The organism is Acinetobacter sp. SwsAc6, from assembly GCF_013391565.1.
Lineage (GTDB): Bacteria > Pseudomonadota > Gammaproteobacteria > Pseudomonadales > Moraxellaceae > Acinetobacter > Acinetobacter cumulans.
Map to the genome: position 1 here is coordinate 49,709 of NZ_JACAXE010000019.1, position 15,569 is coordinate 65,277.

Annotated in this window: 13 protein-coding genes, 1 other RNA gene and 2 pseudogenes; 10 read left to right on the forward strand and 6 right to left on the reverse strand. The window is 40.3% G+C overall.

From position 1 onward, the window contains the following. Together HYG93_RS12780 and HYG93_RS12785 are read right to left on the reverse strand one after the other, a co-directional pair. Positions 1–1,254: an exonuclease SbcCD subunit D gene (locus tag HYG93_RS12780; RefSeq protein WP_178962533.1), complete on the reverse strand. Its 1,254-nt coding sequence runs from the start codon at positions 1,252–1,254 to the stop codon at positions 1–3. Positions 1,255–1,393: 139 nt separating this feature from the next. Continuing rightward, entirely contained in the window at positions 1,394–1,771 is a 378-nt protein-coding gene (locus HYG93_RS12785; RefSeq protein ID WP_178962534.1) for a VOC family protein, read from the reverse strand. A gap of 440 nt (positions 1,772–2,211) precedes the next feature. Here HYG93_RS12785 and HYG93_RS12790 point away from each other — a divergent pair, with 440 nt between their 5' ends. Next, positions 2,212–2,661 carry an ABZJ_00895 family protein gene (locus HYG93_RS12790; RefSeq protein ID WP_178962535.1) on the forward strand — a complete coding sequence of 150 codons (450 nt, stop codon included), beginning with the start codon at positions 2,212–2,214 and terminating at the stop codon, positions 2,659–2,661. Between the two features lie 65 nt (positions 2,662–2,726). Continuing rightward, the gene (locus tag HYG93_RS12795; RefSeq protein WP_178962536.1) at positions 2,727–3,635 is read left to right on the forward strand and encodes a TIGR01777 family oxidoreductase; all 909 of its coding nucleotides are present in this window, start codon (positions 2,727–2,729) and stop codon (positions 3,633–3,635) included. 67 nt (positions 3,636–3,702) lie between these two features. Here HYG93_RS12795 and thiO read toward each other — a convergent pair whose 3' ends face one another. Continuing rightward, positions 3,703–4,812 carry a glycine oxidase ThiO gene (thiO, locus tag HYG93_RS12800; RefSeq protein ID WP_178962537.1) on the reverse strand — a complete coding sequence of 370 codons (1,110 nt, stop codon included), beginning with the start codon at positions 4,810–4,812 and terminating at the stop codon, positions 3,703–3,705. A 200-nt stretch (positions 4,813–5,012) separates the two neighbouring features. Between thiO and HYG93_RS12805 the strand changes: the two genes are divergently transcribed. Then, entirely contained in the window at positions 5,013–6,254 is a 1,242-nt protein-coding gene (locus HYG93_RS12805) for an OmpP1/FadL family transporter (protein ID WP_178962538.1), read from the forward strand. A gap of 64 nt (positions 6,255–6,318) precedes the next feature. On the opposite strand, the gene hemB is transcribed toward HYG93_RS12805, so the two are convergent. Next, positions 6,319–7,332 carry a porphobilinogen synthase gene (hemB, locus tag HYG93_RS12810; RefSeq protein WP_178962539.1) on the reverse strand — a complete coding sequence of 338 codons (1,014 nt, stop codon included), beginning with the start codon at positions 7,330–7,332 and terminating at the stop codon, positions 6,319–6,321. A gap of 107 nt (positions 7,333–7,439) precedes the next feature. Between hemB and HYG93_RS12815 the strand changes: the two genes are divergently transcribed. From HYG93_RS12815 to HYG93_RS12825, 3 genes are all read left to right on the forward strand, one after another. Beyond that, complete coding sequence (locus HYG93_RS12815; protein WP_120363832.1) at positions 7,440–7,937, forward strand: thioesterase family protein; 498 nt, start codon at positions 7,440–7,442, stop codon at positions 7,935–7,937. A gap of 251 nt (positions 7,938–8,188) precedes the next feature. Next, positions 8,189–9,340, forward strand: coding sequence for an HlyD family efflux transporter periplasmic adaptor subunit (locus HYG93_RS12820; protein WP_106985514.1), 1,152 nt, complete (start codon positions 8,189–8,191; stop codon positions 9,338–9,340). A 6-nt stretch (positions 9,341–9,346) separates the two neighbouring features. Continuing rightward, positions 9,347–10,876 carry a DHA2 family efflux MFS transporter permease subunit gene (locus tag HYG93_RS12825; RefSeq protein ID WP_106985515.1) on the forward strand — a complete coding sequence of 510 codons (1,530 nt, stop codon included), beginning with the start codon at positions 9,347–9,349 and terminating at the stop codon, positions 10,874–10,876. Positions 10,877–10,949: 73 nt separating this feature from the next. Here HYG93_RS12825 and glpK read toward each other — a convergent pair whose 3' ends face one another. Then, on the reverse strand, positions 10,950–12,434 hold the full coding sequence (glpK, locus tag HYG93_RS12830) for a glycerol kinase GlpK (RefSeq protein ID WP_121532236.1): 1,485 nt from the start codon (positions 12,432–12,434) through the stop codon (positions 10,950–10,952). A gap of 129 nt (positions 12,435–12,563) precedes the next feature. On the opposite strand from glpK, the gene ssrA reads away from it, so the two are divergent. From ssrA to HYG93_RS12845, 4 genes and pseudogenes are all read left to right on the forward strand, one after another. After that, positions 12,564–12,922, forward strand: a transfer-messenger RNA (tmRNA) gene (gene ssrA / locus HYG93_RS12835). Positions 12,923–13,081: 159 nt separating this feature from the next. Further along, a pseudogene (locus HYG93_RS19590) lies at positions 13,082–13,532 on the forward strand (integrase); the annotation flags it as partial. A 122-nt stretch (positions 13,533–13,654) separates the two neighbouring features. Next, complete coding sequence (locus HYG93_RS12840; RefSeq protein ID WP_178962540.1) at positions 13,655–15,247, forward strand: hypothetical protein; 1,593 nt, start codon at positions 13,655–13,657, stop codon at positions 15,245–15,247. A gap of 82 nt (positions 15,248–15,329) precedes the next feature. After that, positions 15,330–15,437: pseudogene (locus HYG93_RS12845) on the forward strand (transcriptional regulator); the annotation flags it as partial. A 36-nt stretch (positions 15,438–15,473) separates the two neighbouring features. Here HYG93_RS12845 and HYG93_RS12850 read toward each other — a convergent pair. Next, the coding region (locus HYG93_RS12850; RefSeq protein WP_004785112.1) for a transposase domain-containing protein at positions 15,474–15,569 on the reverse strand (96 nt) is incomplete at its 5' end.

Here is a 15,569-nt window from a genome sequence, read left to right on the forward strand (position 1 = left end):
TTAAGCGTTCGCATCATCTTCAAGTGATTTTTGAGCTTCATCGACCAAACTTAAAAAATCTTTAATTACGGTATCATCAGCACCGTAACCTTGTTTTTCCCAAAGATTTTGGAATAATTTTTCAGGCGTAGGCGGATCAAGGTTGATAGCAGCTTGCTGCTGATTATTTTGATCTGAAGTTAAATAACGGCGGCTGATGCGCACCAAACGATAACGGTTTGGCGCTAAAGCCTCTTCAAACTGCTGTCTTAAATTAGGTGCAGGCGGGGTGTCGGTATGATATTCAATTTCGACATATTCACGCTGATCAATATCTTCAATTTCACCGCTCGTCAAAGCGGATAATTGTGCCAAAACTTCTGGAATTGTGCCTTTGATTCGATGCAATTGCACACTGCGCGGAATCGCTAAGGACTCCATTTGAAAGCGTGATTCATCGCTTTGAGTCGGGTCAATACTGATCTCAAGCACTTGGTGCTTATAATTAATTTCACTAAATGACAGGGGAATCGGTGAGCCGCTATAACGGATATGAGCCTGTCCGACTTTTTGCGGTTTATGCAAATGCCCAAGTGCAACATAGTCGATTACATCATCAAATAGCGCAGTCGAAAGCGCTTCTTCATTGCCAATAATAATTGGGCGCTCTGAGTCCGACGTTTCACCGCCTTGCATGTGGGCATGTGACATTAAAATTAAGGCTTGATCTGCTGTTTTACGTGCTTTGGCTTCTGCAATTAATTGCTGATGTACATAGGCAATGGCGCTTTGGCTATTGGTGGTTTGATCATTTAAACCAGTAATCTCGGCAGCACGTAAAAAAGGTAAAGTCAGACACCATGCCACGATATTTTTTTGTTCATCTAAAATAGGTACGAGCAGGCGGTCTAAATCAAGCTGACCTTCGGTATTTTTATGGACCACACCTACAGCTTTGGCATGGTATTTTTCTAATAATGGCTCAACTTGTTCAATACGGTAACCTGAGTCATGGTTGCCTGCGATCATCAGGGTTTGCATGTGCGGGGCACGCACATGTGCATCAGCTAAAAACTGATACAGCTGCTTTTGTGCTCTAGATGCAGGGTTGATGACATCAAAAATATCACCTGCAATGAGCAGGGCATGTGGCTGTTTTTGTGCTATTTGCTCAAGTAGCCAATTGAGAAACTGTTCATGTTCGTAGTCACGCGAATGGTTATAGAAGAATTGTCCTAAATGCCAATCAGAAGTATGAAAAAAACGAACAGTCATGCTAGCCCCAAAACATCAAAAGATTTGATTGGGCTCTAAAGTATCATAAATACTGAATATTCCGTTGATTATTGATTATTCATGCGTCAAGCTAAGTCGCTTAGGGCGTTGCTAAAATATGAGCATTTGTACAAAGTGGTTATGCTGCATTGGGATCGACTTGCACAAGTCCAAAAGTATTGTGGTCGGGATCTAAGAAATAGCCTTGCCAGCATTTGCCTGCAATGGCGAATTTTTCCATAGCGACTTGACCGCCATTCGCTAAAATTTTAGCTGCTGTTGCATCAAAGTTTTCAACTTCAATCGAACAGGTAAAGGCATTGGTGCCACAATGTGTGGGCGGGGTCTGGGCAGGTCGCTCGAGTAAGCCACCATGTATACCCGCAGTTTCAATTTGATAATATTGAATGGGAAGGCCGTCTACACGATGAAAAGTCCAACCAAATATTTCACTGTAGAATTGTGTGTCTCGTTCAGGATTTGAAGATTGAATTTCAAAATAAATAACAGCATTCATGCGGAGATGCTCCAGCAGAAGGAATGAGATGAGATTGATCTTAAGGTATAGCTTTGCAGACGATGTGCGTTTTTCTGTAAAGATGAGTGCTTGGATTGAAATTTTAAAAATTGAGTTAGAATGATAAGACTGAGTTTTGTGTTGAAATAAAAAACGCAGAAAATAAAAGACCGACGATTCGAGTGATGGTGAAATCGTCGGTCAAAAAATCTATTTCAAGGTTTAAGATTTGGCTGCTGTTCAAAGGCTCAAACCTGAAAAGAAAATTATTGCTTTAAGAAAGGTCACCGAAACATTGTGGATGCCAGTACAAATCATCGGCTGCTACAGACCTTGTACCCTATATAACGCTACCTATGAGAGATTGGTTGACAATAAAATGAAAAAAAATTCATTTTTTTTTATACTGAACTGATTTTATTTCTTAGGTCATCATTCAGATGTCGCTAACTCGTTATTTTGTCATGTTTTTTATCATTTGCTTGGTGCTCAGCTGTGTTTGCGGTGTGTTGGCCGCGCTACTACCAATGGGTGTAGGCGGTATTTTAACAGCTGTACCCTATATCGTGGCAATGGTTTGGGTGCTTTATATCTTTTTAAAGCGAAATCAACGTGCACCAACACAGGCAGAGCGTAAAAAAATCACTTTAGGCTTTACCTTAATTTTTTGGGGTTACAACATGGCCTTTCAAATTTTAGGCGTTGCTTTATTTGCGATAAAAGATCCTGAAATTTGGCAAAACTTTATATCGTACTTACAACAGCCTAAGTTTATGAGTTTGGTGGTTATTATGGGTATGCTGTTGGCGATTCCATTGTATTTACTTACCTATTGGTTTTATGGCGCGCAAGCAAAGCGCATGTCAGTTAAAATGTTTGGCCATGAATAAGGCTTGAACAAAACATGAACTTATCTTATAGATGGTAGGGTATCTCCATTTATTAGAGACGGTTTATGCTGAAGGAACGGGTGTTAATTACAGGGGCGAGTGGTTTTATTGGTACACGCCTGACGGAATACTTGTTAGCTAAAGATTATGCGGTTATTGGTTTAAGTCGTAAAAAAGATTTGGTTTCGCCGCATCCTGATATGCAATGGATCACAGCGCTCAGTGAGTTAAAAACAGACCAGATTGATTATGTGATTAATTTGGCGGGTGAAAGCATTGGGCAGGGGCGCTGGACGGCTGCGCGTAAGCAAAAATTAATTGCCAGTCGAGTACAAACAACTGAGCAATTGTACCGGTACTTAGAACAGCGCCGTATTGTACCCAAATGCATTATTTCGGGCTCTGCAATTGGTTATTATGGAATAGACACCACTGAGCAGTGGCAACAGGCATGTACCGAGCAGTCGCCCGCCCAAACCATCTTGCAATCTGAGCTGTGCCAACAGTGGGAACAGACTGCGCTACAATTTTCGAATCAAAATACTAAAATCATTCGGCTGGGGATTGTGCTGTCTGCAAAAGGTGGCATTTTACCGCAAATGTTATTGCCTATTCGATTGAATGTGGCTGGAAAAATAGGTCACGGACGCCAACCCGTGGTATGGATTCATATTCGTGATGTATTGCAAAGCATTGAATTTATAATGACATCGAATGTACCTAAACAGGTGTGGAACTTGGTGGCACCTGAGCGAGTGAGTCAGGCAGATTTTGTCTCTTTAGCATCCAGACAATTAAATAAACGACCACTATTAAACTTACCTGCAGGTTTAATGAAGTTAGTGCTAGGTGAGCAATCACAATTGATTTTAAATGGTCAATATGTCAAACCCCAAGCTTTACTCGATGCTGGCTATACGTTTCAGTTCTCTACACTCAAAGAAGCATTAGCCAATTTATTAGCGTCACATTAAGTTCATATAAGCGAGCAATAAAAAATGCCTGATGAACAGGCATTTTTTATATGGCGCGCTGTGAGGTTTAATGGAGGCTCGTTAATGCTAAAGGGCTGTAAGCCTGTGGATTAACAAGGGTGTCTTGTTGTAGCACCAGCTGACGCAGTAACTGTGCAGAAGCAGGCCCCATACATAAACCATTCCGATAATGACCAAAATTCGCCCATAAGTTGGTAGTATTAGGCATTTGTCCAATATAGGGAATACCTGTGGGTGAGCTTGGGCGTAAGCCAGCCCATTGCTTTACAATCTGAAGTTCTGCAAGTGCAGGAACCATTTTCAGGCTAGCCTTATAAATATCTTGTTGAACGTGTGTAGATGGACGGTGATCAAATCCTAAATGATTCATGCTAGATCCACAGACAATATGCCCGTCGCGACGTGGAATTAAGTACATTACTTCATTCATACACATGGTCGGTAGCCAATTTTCTGGGCCTTTAAACAGGAGCATTTGACCTTGAACGGGAGCTATAGGAATTTGTAGCCGAAGTTGCTTAGACCAATGTTCTGACCATGCACCTGTGCTAATGACATAATGATCTGCTTCAAAACGTTCACCACGTGTGCTTTCGATCGCTTGAATTTGTGTATCTTGAATAATGAATTTTTCAATCCACGTCTGTTCATAAAACTGCACCTGCGGATGCTGTTTTAAGTAGCCAATGATGGATTTAAGCAGGCGAGGATTACGCACATTGGCAATTTGAGGAAAATAAATGGCTTGTTCTAATTGATGAGAAATCCGTGGATTCAGCTGTTTTATTTTGTCGTATTGTAGATGTTCGCAGTATTGCATAGGTTCATCATGCAATTTGGCATAATTCAAACCAATCTCAAAATCAGCTTGATCAAAAATCAGCATGCCTGTTTCATGTATTTCGAAGTCGATACCAGAAATAGGGCGTAGTTTTTCATTCCATGTGCGATATAAGTCTTTACCGTGTTTGGCCAAGTCATTGACCGCTTGCGGGTAACGCCAAGGATACATCGGAGAGAGAATACCGCCCCCTGCCCAAGAAGCTGCTTTACCCGCAGATTGTTGATCAAAAATTGAAACTGAACAGCCTTGATCTATAAATTCTAGGGCAGACAATAAGCCGCTAATGCCTGCACCTATGATGGCAATATGCATTCCGTGTTACTGCATCTTCAAAAAAATAAGGGCAATTATAAAGCATCTGATTGGCTTTTGAGTTTTAGAATGCCTATATGAAAAATCGATTTGTTTTCTTTTTTTATATCTCTAAAAGAGATAAGTTTGTTGTTTTTTATTTGATTACAAAATATCGCAAACAAAATATGATTTCCTTAATTAAAAATAAGGGCGTCACGATGAAAACAATTTATAGCGCATTATCTTTGGGGATATTGGCAATATTCAGTAGTGCAACACATGCGACAACTGGATATTTTATGCATGGTTATGGTGTTAAAGCGCAGGGTAATGCAGGTACATCAATTGCAAATTTTAATGAAGCATTAACAATTGCCAGTAACCCAGCAGGTTTGAGTTGGGTGGGGCAGCAAGTCAATGTTGGCGCAACAGTATTTGCGCCAGATCGTTCTGCCAATATTCAAGATAGCCCGCAAGCCAATGGTGAATATGATGCCAATGGACGTGAATATTTTGTGATTCCAGAAGTAGCTTATAGTCATCCAGTGAATGATCAAGTTGCTGTCGGTTTTGCGATTTATGGCAATGGCGGGATGAACACCAGCTATAAACAAAGCCCTTTTGAAAAATATGGCAGTACAGGCCCAGCTGGCGTCAATTTATCTCAAGTATTTTTCTCGCCCGCTGTGGCATGGAAATATGCACCGAACCAATCTGTGGCGGTCGCATCGAATATTATGTATCAGCAATTTGAAGCCAAGGGCATTGATGGTTTTGCCCAGCTTTCACAAGACAGCAGTAATTTAAGTAATCGCGGAAAAGATTCATCAACGGGTATTGGTTTTAAATTGGGATGGTCTGGGCAGTTCTTTGATGACCAATTGACCTTAGGTGCCAAATATTCATCTAAAGTTAAAGCTGGTACATTTGATAAATACCGTGGTTTATTCGCAGAAAGTGGCGGTTTTGATGTGCCTGAAAGCTATGGTGTAGGCGCTGCATTTAAACTTACACCCGCATTAACGCTGGCAGCTGATGTTGAACGGATTAACTATTCAGATATTGCTTCCGTGGGTAATCCGCTCAATTTAACCCAACCGCTGGGGACAGCTCAAGGAGCGGGTTTTGGCTGGCAAGATATTAATATTTATAAAGTGGGTGCAACTTATCAGGCAACACCTAAGCTCAGCTTACGCGCAGGTTATAGCCATAATGATCAGCCGATTAAAGCGGATCAGACTTTCTTAAATATCTTAGCCCCAGGTGTGGTACAAGATCATTTAAGTCTAGGTGCTACATGGTTAATCGACACACATCAGGATGTCAGCATTGCATATACCCGTGCTTTAGAAAAAGAAGTGAAGGGGCAAAACTCTATTCCCGCAAACTTTGGTGGGGGCAATTCCAACCTAAAAATGAATCAGAATATTTTAGGTTTAGCCTATAGCTATAAGTTTTAAGCATCTTTAGCAAAATAAAAAAAGCATCTGATCAGATGCTTTTTTTATGGCTAAATGAAGACACTTATTTCATGTCTTTTAACATGAGTGCGGCTTCTTCGGCAAAGTAAGTCCAAATACCATCAGCACCTGCACGGCGACAACTCATCAGTGATTCAATAATCACATTTTCAGATAACCAACCTTTTTGAATGGCACCCGCCAACATGGCATATTCACCGCTGACTTGATATACAAAAGTTGGAATACCAAAAGTATCTTTGACTTCACGGACAATGTCGAGATAAGGCATACCAGGCTTCACAATCACCATGTCTGCGCCTTCTTGGATATCCAAAGCGATTTCATGGAGTGCTTCTGCACGGTTACCAATATCCATTTGATAATTGTACTTGTTGCCACCTTTTAAGTTGCTTGAAGACCCGACAGCATCACGGAAAGGGCCATAGAAACTAGATGCATATTTTGCAGAATAGGCCATGATATTGGTATAGATATGGCCATTGGCTTCAAGTGCTTGGCGAATCGCGCCAATACGACCATCCATCATATCGCTCGGTGCAACAACATCTGCACCCGCTTCTGCATGACTTAAAGCTTGTTTAATTAAACATTCTACAGTTTCGTCATTTAACACATAGCCTGTGTCATCAATAATGCCATCTTGACCATGAGTCGTGTATGGATCGAGTGCGCCATCGGTAATCAATACCATTTCAGGCAATTCTTTTTTAAGCAGGCGAACTGTATTTTGGACTAAGCCATTGTCTTGCCAAGCGGCTTCAGCGCTCAGACTTTTGTCTTCTTGTGGTGTTACAGGAAACAGCGCTAATTTTGACACGCCTAATTCCAATAAGCTTTCAGCTTTTTTAAGCAGTAGATCTGCAGATAAACGCTGAACATTTGGCATGCTTGGAATATCTTGGGTTTGATTTTGACCAGGCAATACAAATACAGGATAAATAAGGTGATCAGCCGTCAGTTGGGTCTCTCGAACCATGGCACGCAATTTATCATTTTTACGAATGCGGCGCATACGAGTGGCAGGAAATGCTGGACGATTGAACGTATAGGTCATAACAATCTCAGTGATCAGTCTTAAACTAGAGCTATTGTAGACTTATAATCCTGTTTTAGGACAACACGCTTCATTTTTTTATTCAATTAAGGTAATTCGAGCAGACTATGACGGACGCAGCAAAAAATTGGACAGGTAATATGGATTTAAGCTCGAATGTGGACATGACACAAATTTTACAAGGGTTGTGTCAGGCATTTAATGCATCGCCATTTTTTGCTCATAGCCTCATGCACATGTCAGTGGTAGACGGGCAAATCGAAGCACGTGTAGATATGGCGCCTAATTTGGTGGGTAATGTGGCATTTCAAATTTTGCATGGTGGCGTGGCTGCAACTTTGCTAGACAGCATTGGCGGCATTTCTGCAATGGGTGAGCTCTATAAGCATGCAAAAGCTGAAGATATGACCGAAACCAGTAAAAAGGTATCCCGTTTGGCAACAGTGGACATGCGTGTAGATTATTTAGCACCAGGCCGTGGCCAATATTTTACAGCCCGAGCAGAAACTTTACGTTTAGGTCGTAAGGGCTGCACCATGCGGATGACCATGCACAATGACGAAGGCAAAGCGATTGCAACAGCGATTGCATCGTATGCATATTAATATTGGCTTAAGCTAACTTTATAATAATACAGAATAATTGACAGCACAGGATGCGAATCTTGTGTTGTTTTAAAGAAATGAAGACTGAACAGTTACATTTATATTCTCAAAACATGATTATCTCGCTATAAAATGCGTCAAATTTAAAAAATGACTTTTTCATCGACATCATAGAGGACAAAAATGTCCGATATTTGCGGGATGCAAATATGTTGCCGTTTGAGTAAGTCTGTTGGATTTAGGAAAAATCAATGACAGATGCCCAAGAAACACTGCCAGAGACTCAAACAGTGCCTCAACTCAGCGATTCAGAACTGAAAGCCAAACGAAAGAAAAGTTTGACCTTTGTTGCATTAATTTTAGTGATTGCTGTAGCGATTTATCTGATTTGGAAATTATTTTTTAACCAAAGTGTATCAACCGATAATGCTTATGTGGGTGCTGAAACAGCATCAGTCACATCGATGGTGACAGGGCAAGTGGCTGATGTATTGGTTAGTGATACGCAGCAGGTTAAAAAAGGTCAGGTCTTAGTTCAGGTTGATCCACGGGATGCTGAAATTGCCTTGGCACAAGCAAAAGCAGAGTTAATGAAGGCACAGCGTCAATATAAACAAACGGCAGCCAACAGTAGTGCTTTAAATTCACAAGTCTTTGTGAGCGATGATGGTATTCATAGTGCTGAAGCACAAGTGGCCAAAGCTAAAGCAGAACTCAATAAAGCACAAGATGAACTGAATCGTCGTCAGCAATTGAGTGCTTCGGGTGCAATTTCTAAAGAAGAATTAAGCACCGCACAAAGTGCCGTAAATAATGCACAAGCAGGGTTTGACCTCGCTCAAGCAGGTTTAGCGCAGGCGAAATCGAGTCAAAAAGCAGCGCAAAGCTCTTTAGCAGCCAACAATGCTTTAATTCAAGGCAGCAATGAACATTCAACCCCTGATGTATTGGTTGCTCAAGCAAAACTCAAACAGGCTGAATTAGATCTAGAGCGCACAGTCATTAAAGCGCCTTTTGATGGTGTGGTGACCAGTCGTAAAATTCAGGTTGGCCAGCGTGTGGCACCGGGTTCAGTGTTATTAATGGTTGTGCCAATTTCACAGTTATATGTCGATGCCAATTTTAAAGAAAGCCAATTAGAGCGTGTCAAACCAGGGCAAAAAGTCACACTTACGTCAGATCTATATGGTGATAGCGTGGAGTACACAGGCACAGTGGTGGGCTTTTCTGGTGGAACAGGCGCAGCTTTCGCTTTAATTCCAGCACAAAATGCAACAGGAAACTGGATTAAAGTTGTACAGCGCTTACCTGTTCGTATTCGTTTAGATCAACAGCAATTGGCCGAACATCCACTGCGTGTGGGCTTGTCGATGGAAGCAAAAATTGACTTAAGCACGAAGTAAACACCTATGAATAGCTATGTTCCTTATGGTGATTTAAAAGGTAGCCGATTGATATTGGCAGCCTTTGTGCTGGCATTGGCAAACTTTATGGTTGTGCTCGACATGACCATTGCCAATGTATCGGTCACACATATTACGGGTAGTTTGGCTGTTTCTAGTTCGCAAGGGACGTGGGTCATTACATCCTATGCGGTGGCAGAGGCCATTTGTGTACCTTTAACAGGTTGGCTGGCAGGACGCTTTGGCGGGGTCAAAGTTTTTACTGTGAGCTTAATCGGGTTTACGGTATTTTCGGTACTATGCGGTCTATCGACCAGTTTAGAAATGCTGGTGTTTTGCCGAATAGGTCAAGGCTTGTTTGGTGGCCCAATTATGCCACTCAGCCAAATGTTGCTACTTCGTATTTTTCCACCTGAAAAACAATCACAAGCCATGGGCATGTGGGCGATGACTACCGTCGTTGGGCCAATTTTAGGGCCAATTTTGGGTGGTTCCATCAGCGATAATTTGTCGTGGCACTGGATTTTCTTTATCAATATTCCAGTAGGTATTATCTGTGCGATGGCGGCGATGCGTTTATTAAAACCCGCTGAAACAGAAATCGCGAAGCTCAAAATTGATATGGGCGGCCTCGTTTTATTGGTGTTATGGATTGGCGCATTGCAGTTGATGTTGGATTTGGGCCATGAACGAGACTGGTTTAATAGCCCAGTGATTATGGTTCTGGCGCTGACCGCACTGATTGGATTGGTGATTTTTACCATTTGGGAGCTGACAGAGCGGCATCCTGTGGTCAATATTCAAATCTTTAAATATCGAAGCTTTACTATATCAGTTGTGGCATTGGCCTTAGGCTTTGGTGCATTCTTTGGCAGTATTGTACTGATTCCACAGTGGCTACAAATTAATTTAGGCTATACCGCAACTTGGGCTGGTTATTTAACTGCAACCATGGGCTTGGGCAGTTTAACCATGTCGCCATTGGTGGCGAAGTTAGCGACAAAATACGACCAACGTGCACTAGCGAGTTTTGGTCTTAGCATATTGGGTGGCGTAACCTTAATGCGCGCCTTTTGGACCACAGATGCAGATTTCTTTTCTTTAGCACTGCCCCAAATTCTACAAGGTTTTGCGGTGCCATTTTTCTTTATTCCACTGTCTAATATGGCTTTGGCTTCAGTTCAACCACAAGAAATGGCTTCTGCTGCGGGCTTAATGAACTTTTTAAGAACCATGGCAGGTGCAATCGGCGCATCGATTGCAGTTACAATTTGGGATGACCACACCAAACTTGCACGCGCCGACATGGTGGGAAGCTTACATGTAGAAGATACACAAGCGACGTTGATGCAACAAGGTATGAGCTCACAAGGAGCTTTGGGGTATATCACCAGCTTAGTCGATAAAGAAGCCTTAACTCTATCTGCCAATCATGTATTTTTACTGTTGGCGATGATCTTTATATTCGCAGCCCTCATCATTTGGTTATGCCCACGACCTAAAATTGTGGAAGGGGCAGGCGGACATGCACATTAAGCCTTAGCCTTAAATGAACATCATATAAAAAACCGCATTGATTGCGGTTTTTTATATGTCGAGAATGATGTGTTTATAAATCAGATTTGGCACGTTTTAAAGCAGACTGCCAGCGGTTTAAATGATATTCGCGTTCATCAACTTGCATGTTTGGCTCAAAAGCACGTTCTAATTGCCAAGATTGCGCAATTTCGTCTAAGTTTGAAAATACGCCTGCCTTTAAGCCTGCTATAGCTGCAGCACCCCAAGCGGTTGATTCTAAAAGTTTAGGACGAAGTACAGGCACATTTAAAATATCGGCTTGAAATTGCATCAGCATGTCATTGGCACAGGCACCGCCATCTACACGTAACTCTTTTAAAGGTTTTGAAATATCTGACTGCATAGCGCTCAGCACATCAGAGACTTGAAATGCTATTGATTCTAAGGCTGCTCGTGCGATATGTGCTTTACCTGTGCCCCGTGACATTCCACAAAGTAAGGCACGTGCTTCACTGTCCCAATGCGGTGCGCCAAGTCCAGTAAAGGCAGGGACTAATACGACGCCTTCGGTTGAGGAGACTTGGCAGGCTAGCTTTTCCACATCACCACTTTTTTGAATAATTCCGAGTCCATCGCGGAGCCACTGCACAATGGCGCCAGCCATAAATACACTGCCTTCTAGGGCATAGGTGGTTTGACCTTGCGCTTGCCAAGCAAGCGTCGACAATAATTTATTAGTGCTATATTGGACTTCATTTCCAGTATTGAACAACATAAAACAGCCAGTACCATAGGTGTTTTTGGCTGTACCAGCTTCAAAACAGGACTGTCCAAACAATGCAGACTGCTGGTCACCCAATATGCCTGTAATTGGAATATTTGCCCCCAGTAGCCCCGTAGCTGTATCTGCTACATAGCTGTCGGAACTGATAATTTTAGGCAAGATGGATGCTGGAATATTAAATAATTCGAGTAATGATTCATCCCATTGTTGCATTTGTAAATTCATGAGCATGGTACGTGAGGCATTACTGGCTTCAATTATATGCTCAGCACCTTGGGTTAAATTCCATACCAACCAGCTATCGATCGTACCAAATGCCACATGGCCTTGTTGTGCTAGTTCTCGTAAGCCTTCGGTATTTTCGAGTAGCCAAACCAGTTTCCCTGCGCTGAAATAGGGGTCGACTCTGAGCCCAGTTGTATGGTGAATTGATTCTTGTAAATTTTGTTGGATAAGTTGATTACACCAGTTCGCTGCACGACGGTCTTGCCAAACAATAGCAGGAGCGAGAGGCTTACCCGTGCGTTTATCCCAAACCACAGTGGTTTCACGTTGGTTGGTGAGGCCGATTGCTTTAATATCTTTAGCTAGAATACGCGCAGAGGCTAGAGCTTGCTGTACTACGGCAATTTGAGAGCTCCAAATTTCTTGAGCATCTTGTTCAACCCAGCCAGAGTGTGGGGTTTGAATATGTGTTTCACGTTGAGCTGTTGCCTGAACTTGTCCATGTTCATTAAATATGATTGCACGACTTGAGGTCGTACCCTGATCGAGGGCCAGTAAATAGCTCATATCTTTTTCTTTTGTGGTCTTGAAAAATAAAATATTAGCGCAATTATGTAATTAAGCGCATTCAATTGTGTAATTGTTCAGAAAATACATCGTATTTTTTATCAGTTATGCTATGATTGTTCATACTTTGGGGATGTTTCTGGCTTCGACGCTGGTGATGAAACTCATAGATGCATGTCGAGAGCGCATTTTCTCTCGTAAATCAAATTTGCATTTTTTAGTCGCAAACGACGAATCATACGCTCTAGCTGCCTAAGGGCAGCTTGTCCGCATCTCTGAATACTTGTGGTTAGAGATCCCGACTGAAGCGCAAGCACACAAGTCCGTATAAAGCCAAGCCTCGGGGCTTTGTACTAAACTTAGAGGATCGCGATTTGTACCCTGTTCGTCGGGTCACAAAGAGTTAAAACAATAGACGATATCTAAGCATGTAGTATTCTCGAGCGTAGTGCTGGCGGACGCGGGTTCAACTCCCGCCATCTCCACCAAATACCTAACTTGATATGACTGAATATGACGTAATACCAAGTGGAAAGGCTTAAATCTTAAGGGTTTAAGCCTTTTTTCTTGCCTAAATATAACCAAACATAAAAAGATATAGTTTTGCTTATCGTGCATCCCTGTATATATCCTTAAATATAAATTGAATCCGAGGGATACAACAAGAAAAGGAATTTATGTGCAGGTGAATCGTAAGCGGGCAATGTACTGTGAGATTTATGACTTTGTAAAAGTTACAATCCTTTAGAGGGTATTCAGAAATATCTATAGCAAGGTAAAAAAACAAATATGGCGCATGTGGACGAAAAGGAATTACCCGCATTAATTAGAGCTATCAATAATTATCCTACGATGGACGTTCGTATGGATTTACAGTTGCTTGCAAAGTGGGGTGAGTTTGAATTTAAAAAAAAACGGTTTGGAATATAGTTGATGAACGTCATATTGAATTGGCTTTAGCGCATGTTAAGGATGGCGTGTCGGGTGTATATAACAAGGCGCAGTACTTACAGGACAGAGCGAATATGATGCAATGGTATGTGAATCATTTAAGAAATAGCAGATCAAATTATTATTCAATTTAAAAAAGTTAAATGACAAAATTTGCACTGATTTGATTAAATATCATTTATATTTAGTTTGTTAAGTCTAGCTCGACGGAGTGAAAGTCGAATACCCAATTCGATTGGCTTATCTATTTTTTGGGTTGCTGTGGGGGCATGAAATTGAAATTATTTGATTTATCAAAGAAAAATTTAGAAGATTATATTTCAGTAATTGATGTGATATCAGTCTTAGCAAAAACACAAGAAACGACTATCAAGTATGTGGCGATTTTTTTGTTAAATCAGAAGATTGAAGAAAAAATTCCAACCTATATTTGTGATAAATATTATGTTCTACATGATGATGAGCATAATTGGGGTAAATACACTAATACATATCAAGTTTTAACTGAAATCAGTGGAAATGAAGAATTTGAGGATGTTTTTATATTTAGTGAAAAAAATATTTCTAAGTTGTTGTCAAACTCATATTGGATACAATCTGATCTATATAATTTAAAGTTATTTCGGGAATTATCTATTGATTTTCATTTTAGAATAAAAAAAATAATTGATTTGACTAAGAATAAAAAACTACCTGTAGAGAAATTTGAAAACATTGAAGAGTTAACTATTGATGAAGTTAGAGAGTTATTAGGTGAGGATCACAGAAGCTACATTAAAAATGATCACAATAATTTTATTATTTCTGAATTTGTAGATTCATTACATCGCTGTTTTAATTATTTTAATCTTGATTCAAATTTTGACACAGTAATTGAGAAAAAAATTCTTAAAAACATACTATTCGAAAATGGGATAATTATAGATGGATTTAATAATGATCTTAGCGAACAAGTGAAAGATGAAACTGTATGGGATGAGGATTATTTATCTCAACTCGAGGAAGAAAATTCACTTGTAATAGATAATAAAAATGATGAGTTGGACTTTTCTGATTTTATTGATAGTAACGAAGATTTTCTGAAAGCCAGTAATAAACAGAAAAACTATCCTTTATTTTATAAAAATGAAACGTTCACAGTTGAAGAAGCGGCTTGTTTGATATCGGGGTATGAAGTAATAAATGTTGAATCAAAATCGAATTATGTTGCTTGGCGTAATGATAATCCTAAATATGTTGAAGCAGAAAATTGGATATATTCCCTAATAAGAGGAAATTTATTTGAAGAACTTGAGCATAATTTTTACATCATCAGATCTAGTGAGCTAAAAAAATATCTTAATAAAATTGGAAAAATTATTGAGGGATTTAATGATGATGGTAATTTATCTGAAGTTGAATTTAGGCTCATAAATGAAAATAGCAATCTGAAATCTAAGATAGATGAATTGAGCAAAGAAGTGCAAAGCCTAAAAGCTTCATCCAATGATGTTGGTATACCAAGTGTTGGACATGCTTCGCCCGAACATTACCAACAGCAACGTGACCAACTCTTAGAAGAAAATAAAATACTGAAAGCAGAGCTTTTAGAGAAAGATCAAAAAATAAAAGAACTTGGGTTAATCCAAACTACTGTAGATGAATCCAAACTAGGGAATACAAGGGCAGAAAACAATGTCACCAAATTACTTCTTGTATTGGCAAAGATGGCAGATATTGATGTTAGTAAGCCTCATGCAATACATGAGAGCCTCTTAGTTCAAGCTGAATTGCTAGGAGTGGATAAGTTTCCTAGTGACGAAACCATTAAAAAATGGTTGGTTAAGGCTAATAAGCATAAAAATAGTCAAAATCCTAGTTAGGATATTACTTAATCCTAACTAGGATAACTTTATAAAAACATAAACATACTAAGCCCATATTCTTTTAAATATGGGTTTATTTATGACTATCCGACCAATCCGAGTTCAATTCAAAACAGCTTGCCAAATCCTAGATATAAGCCGTGAATCATTGCGCCATATCGTACGTACAGATGAATCATTTGCTCGTCCTATGTAAGCGTCCGCTGAATCCCATACCTATTTTTTAATTCGATTTAGGTTTCCAGCAGTGCGGCAGCAATTCTTCAATCTGGGTCACTTTATGTGTCGGCAGCCTTTTCAGCACATCACTTAAATAGGC